A 13251-nucleotide genomic window follows, 5' to 3' on the forward strand; every position below is an offset into this window, starting at 1 on the left:
CGTCTCGCCCCTTCGGGCCCGCATCCCTCACGCAAGCGCGCGCGTCGCCTGCAAACGGAAAGGGCGGGCGCCTTGCGGCGCCCGCCCTTGTTCGCTCCCTCAGCCCCGGCTCAGCCGTGGGCCAGGTCGCGGTCGGCCGGGTGGAGCGCGTCGGCGTCCGGCGCGTTCCAGTCGGTGAGCGCGGCGGCCACGGCGGTCACCGCGGTCAGGCCCAGAAAGAAGTTGCGGGCGCGCGGGTTGTCCGCAAAGCCCAGCAGCCAAGGCAGAAAGGGCAGCGCCGCCCCGATAGCCACCTCGGCTGCGCCGTGGCCCTTGAAGGGCACCATCTTGCGCGCGGAGAGCGGGTAGTCGGTCAGCAGCGAAAGGCCCAGGTACCCCGCCGCCAGCCCGTAGGCCAGCCCCTCGGCCTGCTTGGGAAAGCCCAGCGCGCGCGGCGCCGCGGCTACCGTGGCCACCGTCGCGTAGTCCACCATTCCGTGCCTGCGGCCGTCGATCGGCTTCTGCATTCTCGTCTCCTCCGGGTTCGAGTTGGGCGGCCCGGGGAGGCAATCCGCATGCCGCCCCCGGACCATCCCCGCCCCCCTCGCCGCGGGTTGAAACGAGGCCGCGAACCGTCCTACATCTCGTCCGCCGACGGGCCGTACATCCCCGGAACCGTCACGTTCAGCATGCGCAGGTAGACGGCGATCTGGGCGCGGTGGTGCACCAGGTGGTTCATGGTGAAGCGGCGGTACACTTCCCAGCGGGGCAGGGCAAAGAAGACGTCGTCGCCCGCCCGCAGCGTCCACGTGGCCTGCAGCTGCTCGTCCGTCGCGCTCCGCAGCGCGGCGCGGGCGGCATCGGCCTCCTTGTCCAACTCGGCGAGCAGGCTGGCGGTGCTGTCGTGCACGCGGGAGTAGGACGCGGGGTCCACCGTGTTGAAGTCCAGGAAATCGGCCTGCATCATCTGGCTGGCCAGCGACAGCAGTGATGCCACGTGCGCGGCCAGGCGCCCCAGCGGCATGGAACGCTCGTGCGGAGCAAAGTCCTGCCGGTCCATCGGCACGCGCTCCAGCATCTGGCGCGTGTAGCCCACTTCGGCGTCCAGTTCGCGGACCAGAATCTCCTGAATCGTCATCGTCGTCTTCCGTGCGGGGTAGACGCCGCGCGGAACTCCCGTGCGGCTGGCTATGGACAAGATAGCCGCGCGGCGGATCACGGGATTGGAAAAACGCGACAGCCTCCGCGAGCGCGCTTCGGAGGCTGAAAAAGAACAAGATCACGCAGAGGAGCAGAGCAGCAGAGAAAGAACGGAGGAGAAACGCCCGTCAGGAATCCTGTCCGTTGGTTTCTCTGCTCCTCTGCTGCTCTGCGTGAGGATCTTCTGTTGCCACGTCGTCCCAGCGCACGGAATCGCCGACGTGGATCTCGCCGTCGTTCAGCACCTCGGCAAAGGCGCCGCCGCTCCACGGTTCGTCGCGCATGGCGGCCTGCAGCCCGGGAACGGCCTCGTCCATCCGCTCGCACGGGCGCGTCTCCCCGCGGATCAGCAGGCGGCAGGCGCCCACGCACAGCACCCGCCCGCGCGAGCCGCGGTCAAAGTGGATGCCGCGCAGCAGCAGGTTCGCTCTTCGCGCCACCGGCGGCGCGGAACCGCCCGCGCGATCGACGACGAGCCGCCACGCCGCCTCGTCCAGCAGCGTCACCTGCCGGCGCCGTCCCTGGTCCGCGCTTCCCGCCAGCCCGCGCGCAGTCACCAGCCGTCCGCTGTCGACCGAGTCCATCGGGCCCCGATGCGCGCGCTTGACCCAGATCGACAGCAGCACGCCATCCTCAACGCGCGATCCATCCCCGGTCGGCTCTCCATCCGAGGAGGACGATCCGCTCCCCGAAGCCGGACCGCCCACCGGGCCGGGGGCCGGGTGGGCGGAATCGGCGTGCACGGAATCGCGGTCCGCCGTCACGTTCGCACCCGGGCCATCAGCACGATGGCGGCGAGAAGGAGCAGGCCGTTGGGTCCCCACGCGGCCACCAGCGGATCGAGCGCGCCGCTGCTTCCCAGCGCCTTGCCCACGCGGAACAGGAGCATGTAGACGATGGTGACGCCCAGACTTACGCCCACGCCGTACGCCGCCCCGCCGCGCGCGGACGAAGTGACGAGCGGCGCGCCGAAAAAGACGATCACCATCACCGCCATGGGGATGGCCAGCTTCTGCGCGCGCTCCACCTCCAGCGGGCGCGCGTCGCCGCCGGAGCGCTGGATGGCGCCGATGAAGCGCGTCATCTCCGAATAGCGCATCTCCTCCGGCTTGCGCGGATCGGCCAGCAGCTCCGTGGGCGTTTCAATCAGCCCGGGAATGCGCAGGGTGTCGTAATGCGTGGCCTTTTCGTCGTGGCTGGCGGAAAGCTCGCGGCGCCACACATCCTCAAGCCGCCACCCGCCGCGATCGCGCCACACCGCCCGCCGTGCGATCAGGTGCACGCCGGCGCCGCGGGTGCTGGCGTTGCGCTCGATCACCACGTCCGTCATCTCGCCCACGCGCGGTTCCAGCCGGCGGGCGCTCAGAATTCCCTCGCGCTCGGTCTGAAAGACGAAGTTGGCGCGCGGCCCGTTGTTCTGCGCCTCGCTTTCGCCGACGAGCACCGCGCGCTTGCGCAGCGTCACCGGCACCACCTCGCCCAGCCCCAGCGCGACCACGCTCAGCACGATGGCCATGAACCCGATGGGCATCAGCAGGCGGTAGAAGCTTACGCCGCCCGCCTTGGCCGCGGTGATCTCCTGGTGCCGCGTCATTCCGCCGACCGTGAACACCGTGGCCACCAGCGCCGCGATGGGGAACGAGTAGACCATGAAGAGCGGGAACTGGTAGACGTACGCCAGCCCCAGGTTCTTCATCCCGATCCCCCGGTCCATGTACCGGTCGATGTTGTCGGTAATGTCAGCGATGATGAACAGCAGCGGCAGCCCGATCACCAGGCTGGTGAAGGTGGCGATGAACTGCCGCAGGATGTAGCGGTCCAGAATGCGGATCATCCGCGCGCCCTCCGCCCGAAGGGGAGCGACGCCAGACCGCGCAGCCCCTGGAGCATGGCGTCCCAGGCGCTGTTGCGGCCGCTGCTGGATTCGCGCCCCATGGTGGCCAGCCCGATCACGCCCAGAATGGTCATCACCACGTTCACCACCCACATGGCGAACAGCGGGGTCACCACGCCCTTGCCGGCCAGCGATTCTCCGCCGATGAGGCCCACGTAGTACAGGGAAAAGACGGCCATGCTGGTGGCGATCACCATTCCGATGCCGCCACCGCCAAAGCGCAGGGCCAGCGGCGCGCCCACGATCACGAAGACCAGCGAGGCGACGGCGATGGAGTACTTCTTGTGGATTTCCACCTGATAGTTGCGGATCTGCTCGTCCGTATTCTCCACCGCCTTCTGCGCGTTGCTCAGCGCGTCCGCCGCGCGGCGGGTGATGGTGGCGGGCGAGCCTTCGCCCACGCCGTTCATGGCGGAAAAGTCCGCCCCCGGCGTGGGCGCGCCGGGATCGCCGCCCGCGCTGGGGAGCTTGCCCGTGAGCGCGTAGCGCATGTCGGCGCGGGCCGTCTGCCGCGCCTCGCGCACGTGAATGGAGCGCTGCCCGGCCAGCGTGTCGATCTCCGCCTTGAGCATGCCGATGGTCATCTCGCGGTCGCCGCGGTAGTCGTCGGGCCGGTCGTTGCGCTGCAGCTGCGTGCCGATGCCCTGAATGCCGAACACCTGGCGCTGAAAGTAGACGCGGCGAAAGCTGGTGGGCTCGTTGGCGTTCACGCTGCGCGTGTGCCCGTCGTACAGCTGCAGGATCATGTCGATGCCGTTGCTGCTGAACATGGCGCGCCCCGAATCGGCAAACACGCTCTGCAGCTGCGACGGATCGCTCACGTCAAACAGCTGCACGTCCCACATGCGGTTGGTGCCCGGCTGAATGCGCGCGGCGCGGAGAAAGATGGTCTTTCCCCCGGTTTCCGGAGAGATCTTGTTGAGCGTCTGCTCCTGCAGCAGAAAGGTGGGCGTCTTGCGCCCGATGTCCACGATCAGCTGGCTCCAGCGGTGGTTGGCCTCGGGGAGCACGCGATCGTTGAACACCACCATCGCCGCGGTGATCACGCCGGCCGCCACCAGCAGCGGCGCCAGCAGGCTGCGCAGGTCCACGCCGCTGGCCTTGAGCGCCGTGATCTCGTTTTCCGACGTGAGCGTGCTGAAGGTGAACAGCACCGCCACCAGCACCGCCATCGGAAAGGTGAGCGCCACCGTGGCGGGAAGCGCCAGGACAAAGAATTCCATGATGACGCGCACGGGCAGCCCCTTGCCGGCAAGGTCGGCAAGGCGCTTGGCCAGGGTGTTGATCAGGATCACCCCGGTGAGCGCGAAGAACGCAAAAAGAAACGGGCCCAGGTGCGCCCGCATGAGGTACCGCGTAAGGATCTTCATCCGGGCAGAACAGGCCTTGCCGCTGGTCGAGAGAGGTCCCTAGTATACGCCCAATGCCCGGAGGCGAACAGCCCGGACGGGCGCCCAATCCAATCCCACCATCCAATCCCCCGTGATACCGAACCGCGCCGCTTCCCGTTCCGTTCCGCTGGCCGTGCTCGCGCTGTCGCTTGCCGGCTGCGGCGAACCCAAGGCTCCGCCCCCGCCGGACTTCGAGCAGGAGCGGGCCTGGGCCTCGCTCGTGCAGCAGGTTTCGTTCGGCCCCCGCTACCCCGGCGGGCGCGGGGCGGGGCGCCAGGCGGAATGGCTGATGGATGAGCTGAAGTTCCGTGCCGACACCGTGTACGAGCAGAAGTTCATGGGTCCCGGCGAGGGCGGGCGCCCCGTTCCCATGAGCAACGTCCTTGCCCGCTTTCGCCCGGAGCTCAAGGACCGCGTGCTGCTGGTGGCGTACCGCGACACCCGGCGCCACGCGGAAGGGAGCATGGAGCAGCTGGACCGCCGCTTTCCCACCCCCGGCGCCAACCTGAACGCGTCCGGCGTGGCGGTGCTGATGGAACTGACGCAGCTGTTCCGCCAGCAGCCCCCGCCCATCGGGGTGGACCTGCTGCTGGCGGACGGCGACGGTGTGTCGCGCGAAGCGGACTTCGCGGGGACGCGCCACTTCCTGGCGTCCATGCCCGGGTACCGGCCGCGCTACGCCATCCTGGTTCAGGCCGTGGGCGACCGCGAGGCGGTCATCCCCCGCGACTCACTTTCCGTCGCGGGCGCGGCGGAGGCCACGGGGCGCGTGTGGGCGGCCGCCAAGGCGCTGCACTACGACTCGGTGTTCGTGGACGCGGTCGCGAAGCCGGTGGAGAACGCGGCCGGAGTGCTGGCCGCGGCGGGGATCCCCGTCGTCGTCGTGGCGGACCGCGAGTACGGGCCGGGCAACGTCCGCTGGCACTCCATCGACGACAAGGTGGAGTACGTGTCGCGCGAAACGCTGGGCCTGGTGGGGCGCGTTCTGGCCGCCGCGCTGTACGCCGAAGCGCCGGCCGAAGGGTCCGCGGGCGAAAAGGGGCGCTGACCGTGGCCGCCACCTCGCAGGAACGGCTGGCGCTGGGCGTGACCGCGCTGCTGCTGGCGGCGGGCGTGGGGGCGCGCATCCTTCACCGCGCGCCCGCGCCGGAGGTGACCGGGCCGGACGCGGCCGCCGCCGCGCCGCTCGCCCAGGTGCGCGACAGCGTGGCTGTGGCCGATCTGCGCCGCAAGCCGCTCGCCCCCGGAGAGAAGCTGGACCCCAACACCGCCTCGGCGGACGAACTGGACCGCCTGCCGCACGTGGGCCCGTCTCTGGCCGCGCGCATCGTGGCGCGGCGGGCCACGCATGTCCGCTATCGGACGATGGCGGACCTGGACTCGGTGGAAGGCGTGGGTCCGTCGCTGCTGCGCGACGCGGGCCCGCACCTCGCCCTGGCGCCGGCGCCGGCCGCCGTCCTCGCCGCGAAGCTTTCCGGAGCGGCGGAGGGCGCCGGGACCGGGAGTGGTGGCGGGTCATCATCCACCGTGCTGGACCTGAACACGGCGACCGCGGCGGAGCTGGAATCGCTTCCCGGCGTGGGACCCGCGCTGGCCCGGCGGATCGTGGAATTTCGCCAGCGGGAAGGCCGCTTCCGATCGGTGGCGGAGCTGGACCGCGTGCCCGGAATCGGCCCGTCGATGCTGTCGCGCCTGGCTCCGCGGGTGCGCGCCAGCCCTTGACAGGGCAGGTACTTGCGGCGATTCTAGAACGACAATCCCCCGTAGATCCAGGCTCCGTCCTCCCGGCCGGAGCCTGCCCTCTCGCCCGACACGCTGGGCTTCCATGGCAGTCAGTGCTCCCGCAGCGGACCGGATTGGCGAACAGCTGATCCTTGAAGGTCTTGTATCCCGCGAACAGCTCGCCAAGGCGCTGGACGAAGCCCGTTCCAGCAGCACCCGCGTGGGCTACAGCCTGGTCAAGCTCGGCTTTTTGAGCGAGCAGGACCTGGTGCGCGCCCTTGCCCGCCAGCACCGCATTCCCGCGGTGGACCTGGAGCGGGTCAAGCTGGATCCGCGCATTCTCAAGCTGATTCCCGCCGAGATCGCGGTGAAGCACCAGGTGCTTCCCCTGCGGCGGGTGGGGCGCACGCTTACCGTGGCGATGGCCAACCCCACGGACCTGGGGGTGCTGGATGACCTGAAGTTCGTCACCCGGCTGGACGTGGAGCCGGTGATCGCGGGCGACTTTTCGCTGCGCAAGATCATCGAAAAGGAGTACGAGGCTTCCGACGAGCGCATCAACGACCTGCTCAAGCAGATCGAGTCGGAAGAGATCGAGGTGATGGACGACCGCGAGGAAGAGATGAACGTCTCTTCCCTGCAGGCCGCCGTGGAAGAGGCGCCGGTCGTCAAGCTGATCAACGGGATTCTGACGGACGCCGTGCACCGCGGCGCGTCGGACATCCACTTTGAGTGCTACGAAAAGGACATCCGCGTCCGCTACCGGGTGGACGGCGTGCTGCTGGAGATCATGCGGCCGCCGATGAAGATGAAGGCGGCGCTCATCTCGCGCTTCAAGATCCTCAGCGACCTCAACATCGCCGAGCGCCGCGTGCCGCAGGACGGGCGCATCAAGCTGCGGCTGGGCAAGCGGGTGATCGACTTCCGCGTCAGCACGCTACCTACGCTGTTCGGCGAAAAGATCGTTCTGCGAATTCTCGACAAGGGCAACCTTACGCTCGACCTTGAGAAGTTCGGCATGGAGGAGCGCGCGGAAAAGAACTTCATGCGCGCCATCATGAACCCGTACGGCATGGTGCTCGTTACCGGTCCCACGGGTTCGGGAAAGACGACGACGCTGTACAGCGCGCTTTCCAAGATCAACACGCCCGAGGTCAACATCATGACCGCGGAAGATCCGGTGGAATACAACCTCCACGGGATCAACCAGGTGCAGGTGCGGACGGAAATCGGGATGACGTTCAGCGCCGCGCTCAAGGCGTTCCTGCGGCAGGACCCCAACATCATCATGGTGGGGGAAATCCGCGACCTGGACACGGGAAGCATCGCCATCAAGGCGGCGCTCACCGGCCACCTTGTGCTCAGCACGCTGCATACGAACGACGCTCCGTCGACCATCACGCGTATGATCGACATGGGGATCGAGCCGTTCAACGTGGCCAGCGCGGTGAACCTGATTACGGCGCAGCGCCTGCTGCGGCGCATCTGCGGCAACTGCAAGGAGCCCACGACGTATCCGGCGGACTACCTGCGCGCCGCGGGGCTGACGGACGAGGAGATCGCCGAAGCCGCCTTCTTCAAGGGCGCGGGGTGCGACACGTGCGGCGGCAGCGGCTACAAGGGGCGCGCGGGGCTGTACGAGGTGATGGCCATGTCGCCCACGCTGCGCCGCATGGTGCTGCAGAGCGCGTCCACGGCGGACCTGCAGAAGCAGGCGATCAGCGAGGGGATGCTGACGCTGCGCATGGACGGAATGCTCAAGGCGCGCCGCGGCGTGACCACGCTGGAAGAGGTCTTCAAGGAAACCGCCGCGTGATGATGGAGGGATGAACCCCGCCCGGGCTTCATCCCTTCCGTCGTACGTGCCCTCCGTCTTTCGGGGGAAGCCCCGCGGGGAACGTCCTCCGCCGTGTCGGCATGCCTTGGTGAGGCGCTTCGCTCAGGATCACGAACTCGCCGCCGAGGGTCGTCGCGGTGACGTTCCTGCACCCGGGACGTCATTCCGCAAACGCGTCGAGGCCCCCGCGTCCGGCTCTCCGTATCGCGCGGTTCACACGCCGCAAGGCGTCATCCTGAGGAGGCGCCGGAGGCACTCGCCGCGGCTCCGCGGCTTGGCGCCGACGAAGGATCTGCTTTCCCCGCGAGAACAGGCGTGCGTCCCGCGACGTTGGCTTGGCGGACGCGGGCCCGACCGGCAGGAACGTCCGACCACTTGGGGCCGCCTCGTCCGTTCGCGCGGCACGGATCTTGGCCCTCTTGCCCCTCTCTCTCCTTGAATTTCGCGCCGATGCTGGGGTTGTCGCCCCGCGCCGGTCTTGCATGCTGCACGGACCCGTGCGGAACGCGCGCCCCCGCGCCGCGCCGCGCCCGGGCCGGCCCTGAACGGAAGCAGGAAAAACCCTCATGAGCATGGCTACCGAAACTGCCCGCGTGGCGGTTCCCGAAGCGCGCAGCCTGAACCTTCGCGCGCTGCTGGAGGAGATGATCGAGCGGGGCGCCAGCGACCTGCACGTGACCGCGGGCGAGCGTCCCAAGCTGCGGGTGGACGGGCACATCACCGACAGCGGTGTGGACCACATCCTGACCCCCAAGGACTGCCTGCAGCTCACGTACAGCATCCTGACGGAAAACCAGAAGAAGCGCTTTGAGACGGAAGACGAGCTGGACTTCAGCTTCGGCATCCAGAACCTGGCGCGCTTTCGCGGCAACGTGTACCGGCAGCGCGGGTGCGTGGCGCTGGCCATCCGGCAGATTCCGTTCAAGATCCTGACGTTTGACGACCTGCGGCTGCCTCCCATCGTGGCCAAGCTGGCCGAGCGCCCGCGCGGCCTGGTGCTCGTCACCGGCCCCACGGGATCGGGCAAGAGCACCACGCTGGCGGCGATGCTCGACAAGATCAACAAGGAGCGCAAGGGGCACATCCTCACCATCGAGGATCCCATCGAGTTCATCCACCGCCACCAGGGGTGCATGGTGAACCAGCGCGAAGTGGGAAGCGACACGCAGTCGTTTGCCCGCGCGCTCAAGTACGCGCTGCGGCAGGACCCCGACGTCATTCTGGTGGGCGAGCTTCGCGACCTGGAAACGGTGCAGGCGGCGCTGACCATTGCCGAAACGGGCCACCTGTGCCTGGCCACGCTGCACACCAACTCCGCGGCCGAGACCATCAACCGCGTAATCGACGTGTTTCCCGCGCACCAGCAGCCGCAGATTCGCGCGCAGCTGGCATTCGTGCTGGAGGGCGTGGTGACGCAGCAGCTGCTGCCCAAGGCGCGCGGCCGCGGCCGGGCCATGGCGTGCGAGATCATGGTGTGCAACCAGGCCGTGCGCGCGTGCATCCGCGACGACAAGGTGCACCAGATCTACTCGGTGATGCAGGCCGGCAAGAAGCACGGAATGCAGACGCTGAACGATGCGCTGTACCAGCTGTACGTGCAGCGCGAGGTGAGCCTGGAAGAGTGCCTGAAGCGCACCTCGGACCCGGCGGAGTTCCTGCGGGCGGTAGGCGAGCCGGTGCCGAACTGAGGAAAGTGCGTGAGTGCGGTGTGCGTGAGTGCGGAAGTACGAAGGTACGAAAGTACGAAAGTACGTACGGCGAGGTGTGGTTGAAGTAGCGGGAGCACGGGCGATGAGGGCTCGACCGGGCGGCTGAGGCCGTGACGGGACACCCTATTCCCTATTCCCTATTCCCTATTCCCTGTGGGTTGACCCATGCCCGTATTTGCCTACAGCGCCCGCGCGGCCAGCGGCGAACTGACCACCGGCGAAATCGACCTTCCGTCGCGCGACGAGGTGGTCGGCTACCTGGTCCGGCAGCGGCTGCGGCCCGTGGCGGTGAACGCCAAGGCCAAGGAAATCAACATCCAGATCGGCACCGGCGTAAAGACGCGCGAGGTGGTGATCTTTACCCGGCAGTTCGCCACGATGATCAACTCCGGCCTGCCGCTGGTGCAGAGCCTGACCATCCTGAGCGAGCAGACGGAAAACAAGGTGTTTTCCAAGATCATCGCCGCAGTGCTCAACGACATCCAGTCCGGCATGACGCTGGCCGACGCCATGCGCAAGCATCCCAAGATCTTTACCGAGCTGTACACCAACATGGTGGCGGCCGGCGAGGCGGGCGGCATTCTGGACACCATTCTGCTGCGCCTGGCGGTGTTCCTGGAAAAGAACGACGCCCTGGTGCGCAAGATCAAGGGCGCCATGACCTACCCGCTGGTCATGCTTTCGGTGGTGGTGCTGGCCACCACCATCCTGCTGTGGAAGGTGGTGCCCGTGTTCGCCACCATCTTCATGGAGGCCGGGCTGGAACTGCCCGCGCCCACCCGCGTGGTGCTGGCGGCCAGCAAGTTCCTGCAGTCGTACATCTTCTACATCATCGTGATGATGGCGGTGGGCGCGTGGGGGCTGGCGCAGTACTACAAGACCGAGCGCGGGCAGCTGGTGATTGACCGCACGCTGCTTCGCCTGCCCATTCTGGGCGACATGATGCGCAAGTCGGCGGTGTCGCGCTTTACGCGCACGCTGGGCACGCTCATCAGCTCCGGCGTGAGCATTCTGGAAGGGCTGCAGATTACGGCCAAGACGTCGGGCAACCGCGTGATTCACGACGCGGTGATGGCCTCGCGCGCCAGCATCGCCGGCGGCGCGACGATTTCGGAGCCGCTCAAGGCCTCGGGCGTGTTTCCCCCGATGGTGGTGCAGATGATCAACGTGGGCGAGCAGACGGGCGGCCTGGACGACATGCTCAGCAAGATCGCCGACTTCTACGACGACGAGGTCGACGCCGCCGTGAGCGCGCTGACCTCGGTGCTGGAGCCCATCATGATCGTGGTGATGGGCGTGGTGATCGGCGGCATGGTGGTGGCCATGTACATGCCCATGTTCGACATGATCCAGACGGCGCAGTAGCGGGGCGGTGCTGAGCGACACGAATTTTGTCAGTTTTGTGACATGCGAAATGTCAGTACTGACAGCGAATTCTGTCAGTTCAGAGGGCAGATAGGTCGGTAAGTCAGCTCGAGTTAGCAGTTTACAAGAGGTGCCCGCGGCGATGCGAAATCGCCGCGGACACCTCTTCTTTGTTCCAGCTCGGAATCGGCGACTGACATTTCGCATGTCGCTCACTGACAGAATTCGCTGACTGCTCCGACTGGCCAGATCCTGCAAGTTCCCGGCGTAGGATCACTTAGGAAAGATTTCGCATTCGGGGATAGTGCAGGTGACATGCGAAATGTCAGTACCCCCTCGCTGAACCGGCTCGCGAATTTTGACAGTCGTGCGAAATTCAGGTTGTTCATACAAACGCGAAATCCGCTAACGCAAACTGCCACTTAGGCTTACCGCATGCCCAATCAGCCCTTCCGGATGCGTGATCGCTTAGGTCAACACGTGCATACTCAACGAGAACAGATCACAAAGTACGTGCTGACCGCTGGGCATCACCTTGGGACCGAGGTGCCCGGGGAACTCGGTCCCGCAGAGCGATCTCACCGCACACCCCCCATCACGGGTCAGACCTTGGCCCGCGATGAGTTGATGAACTGGTAGGGGAGGCGCGGGTTACTCAGGCAGATCATCGGCGGTAGTTGGACCCCAGTTTCACAGCAGATGTTCGGAGCCTGTCGCCCCCCCCGCGTTTAGGATTGCGGGCTGTTCTCGGGGCGTGGAGGCATCCAATAATTGACCCGAACTCCCGACGGCAGCAGGGCACCTGAGTGCTCGCTGTCCACTTCAGCCGCGTGGAGCGCGTCCAGCGCCGCGTCGGCTCTGGCCAGTGCGTCGACAGCCTTCTGAGGATCCGGGGACCTGAGTTCGCGGATGAGCCGGACCGTCGGCACTTCAATCACAACGTCGATTGCAGGAAGAGCCTCCGAGCCATAGATGGTGACGCGTTTAACATCTTCGGACCCATCCTCGTCATCGTAGATGCCCAGCTCCCGGTCGGCGCGCGGAGTGGGGGTTTGTTTTGGTGCATCGCTTTCCGCAGCTCGCTTGCCTTCGGCAGCACGTGCTCTTCGATCTCGCACCCCATTTGCCAGCGCTTCAGCATTCGACCAGAGGCCCAGATTTGAACAAACGCCGAAAAGGTGTGCGGCGGCGATCTCGACGACGAGTTCTGGGTCCAGCTTGGGGGACTCGGGTAGAGCTCTGTTCCAACTGCGGACCAGCATTCGGCGAGTCCTGTCGCGAGTCGCATTCGGGTTCACTCTGGTGGCCGTGACGATATGGCGCGGGATGGTCTCGACGTGTCCATTGAACCGAACCTCCACATTCTCCGCTTGATTTTTCCATTCTGGCAGACAGTCTCGACGGGAGGCAATCGTTTTTCGAGTTCCCTTGGCTTCCGCTGCTGCCCACGCAGCGAAGCCGGCGGGGGCGGGGTGAATCGCCAAGTAATCTGGTAACAGCTTGGAGCTTGGTTGGGGTGGTTTGGCGGCTACCAGTCTCGATTGAGGGAAGCTCGGGTGCCAATTTACCAAGGGCACGCGTTGCCCTGTTGGAGCAAATGCGCTTACCGGTGCGATCCATCTGTACCCCTCGGCGGCCAGTGTTTCCCTTGCTCCAACAACGCCCAACAACCAGGAGATCGCCTGTTTCCACTGGCTATCAGTTCCGCCGAGTGCCCGATTGACCGTCCAGTAGTTGCCTGAATCGTAGATGATGCTGCTCAGCAATCCCACAAACGCGTGGGACGGCCCTGGAGATAGGGCTGGTAGCCAGTCCTCTGCAAGGTGGCCGGCCATACGGTCGATCGTCATCGGACGGTCCGAGGAGGAACTATGGTTGATGTGCCAGTATTGGATGTTCATTCAGATACTCTTCCGAAAAAATGAGCTTGCGTGAGCGGAGAACTGGAAAGCTAGAAATAATCACCGAAGCGGCCTGAGTCTATCCTTCGACCCAGGCCCGCTCAGGAGGTAATTACGACGCTTGCGCGGAAACTCGATGCTGGTCCAGGAGCCCGCACGCTTCCGCCGAGTGTCAGCCTGTGGCTCCAACCGGCCGGTCATCTGGCGTGGTCATGGCGTACGCACTGGACAGCGTATATCGTGGGTGCGAGCA

The 13251-nt window shown here is 66.4% G+C and carries 11 protein-coding genes; 5 read left to right on the forward strand and 6 right to left on the reverse strand.

The features are described from left to right. Window positions 1–110: 110 nt before the first annotated feature. From HNQ61_RS17240 to HNQ61_RS17260, 5 genes are all read right to left on the reverse strand, one after another. Complete coding sequence (locus HNQ61_RS17240) at window positions 111–506, reverse strand: hypothetical protein (protein ID WP_170035318.1); 396 nt, start codon at window positions 504–506, stop codon at window positions 111–113. A gap of 110 nt (window positions 507–616) precedes the next feature. Then, a complete protein-coding gene (locus HNQ61_RS17245; protein ID WP_170035319.1) occupies window positions 617–1117 on the reverse strand; it encodes a DinB family protein in 501 nt (166 codons plus the stop codon). 190 nt (window positions 1118–1307) lie between these two features. Further along, complete coding sequence (locus HNQ61_RS17250) at window positions 1308–1805, reverse strand: MOSC domain-containing protein (RefSeq protein WP_183685722.1); 498 nt, start codon at window positions 1803–1805, stop codon at window positions 1308–1310. 134 nt (window positions 1806–1939) lie between these two features. After that, window positions 1940–3013 (reverse strand): LptF/LptG family permease, encoded by a 1074-nt coding sequence (locus tag HNQ61_RS17255; protein ID WP_170035320.1) that lies wholly within the window; start codon window positions 3011–3013, stop codon window positions 1940–1942. Beyond that, on the reverse strand, window positions 3010–4443 hold the full coding sequence (locus HNQ61_RS17260; RefSeq protein ID WP_170035321.1) for an LptF/LptG family permease: 1434 nt from the start codon (window positions 4441–4443) through the stop codon (window positions 3010–3012). The genes HNQ61_RS17255 and HNQ61_RS17260 overlap by 4 nt, the downstream gene beginning before the upstream one ends. 112 nt (window positions 4444–4555) lie before the next feature. Here HNQ61_RS17260 and HNQ61_RS17265 point away from each other — a divergent pair, with 112 nt between their 5' ends. The 5 genes from HNQ61_RS17265 to HNQ61_RS17285 all read left to right on the forward strand — a co-directional run bounded on the left by HNQ61_RS17265 (window position 4556) and on the right by HNQ61_RS17285 (window position 11097). Continuing rightward, window positions 4556–5512 (forward strand): M28 family peptidase, encoded by a 957-nt coding sequence (locus HNQ61_RS17265; protein WP_170035322.1) that lies wholly within the window; start codon window positions 4556–4558, stop codon window positions 5510–5512. 2 nt (window positions 5513–5514) lie between these two features. Continuing rightward, the gene (locus tag HNQ61_RS28805; protein WP_205761606.1) at window positions 5515–6186 is read left to right on the forward strand and encodes a helix-hairpin-helix domain-containing protein; all 672 of its coding nucleotides are present in this window, start codon (window positions 5515–5517) and stop codon (window positions 6184–6186) included. 103 nt (window positions 6187–6289) lie between these two features. Continuing rightward, window positions 6290–8002: a type IV-A pilus assembly ATPase PilB gene (gene pilB / locus HNQ61_RS17275; RefSeq protein WP_170035323.1), complete on the forward strand. Its 1713-nt coding sequence runs from the start codon at window positions 6290–6292 to the stop codon at window positions 8000–8002. Between the two features lie 587 nt (window positions 8003–8589). Beyond that, entirely contained in the window at window positions 8590–9711 is a 1122-nt protein-coding gene (locus tag HNQ61_RS17280; RefSeq protein ID WP_205761607.1) for a type IV pilus twitching motility protein PilT, read from the forward strand. A 186-nt stretch (window positions 9712–9897) separates the two neighbouring features. After that, a complete protein-coding gene (locus tag HNQ61_RS17285; protein WP_170035324.1) occupies window positions 9898–11097 on the forward strand; it encodes a type II secretion system F family protein in 1200 nt (399 codons plus the stop codon). Between the two features lie 728 nt (window positions 11098–11825). On the opposite strand, the gene HNQ61_RS17290 is transcribed toward HNQ61_RS17285, so the two are convergent. Next, window positions 11826–12998, reverse strand: a complete 1173-nt coding sequence (locus HNQ61_RS17290) for a hypothetical protein (protein WP_170035325.1) — start codon at window positions 12996–12998, stop codon at window positions 11826–11828. Window positions 12999–13251 lie beyond the last annotated feature (253 nt).

The organism is Longimicrobium terrae, assembly GCF_014202995.1.
Taxonomy (GTDB): Bacteria; Gemmatimonadota; Gemmatimonadetes; order Longimicrobiales; family Longimicrobiaceae; genus Longimicrobium; species Longimicrobium terrae.

Coding starts and splice junctions, on each gene's coding strand:
- HNQ61_RS17240 (WP_170035318.1), bottom strand. CDS start 506: ATGCAGAAGCCGATCGACGGCCGCAGGCACGGAATGGTGGACTACGCG.
- HNQ61_RS17245 (WP_170035319.1), bottom strand. CDS start 1,117: ATGACGATTCAGGAGATTCTGGTCCGCGAACTGGACGCCGAAGTGGGC.
- HNQ61_RS17255 (WP_170035320.1), bottom strand. CDS start 3,013: ATGATCCGCATTCTGGACCGCTACATCCTGCGGCAGTTCATCGCCACC.
- HNQ61_RS17260 (WP_170035321.1), bottom strand. CDS start 4,443: ATGAAGATCCTTACGCGGTACCTCATGCGGGCGCACCTGGGCCCGTTT.
- pilB (WP_170035323.1), top strand. CDS start 6,290: ATGGCAGTCAGTGCTCCCGCAGCGGACCGGATTGGCGAACAGCTGATC.
- HNQ61_RS17280 (WP_205761607.1), top strand. CDS start 8,590: ATGAGCATGGCTACCGAAACTGCCCGCGTGGCGGTTCCCGAAGCGCGC.
- HNQ61_RS17285 (WP_170035324.1), top strand. CDS start 9,898: ATGCCCGTATTTGCCTACAGCGCCCGCGCGGCCAGCGGCGAACTGACC.
- HNQ61_RS17290 (WP_170035325.1), bottom strand. CDS start 12,998: ATGAACATCCAATACTGGCACATCAACCATAGTTCCTCCTCGGACCGT.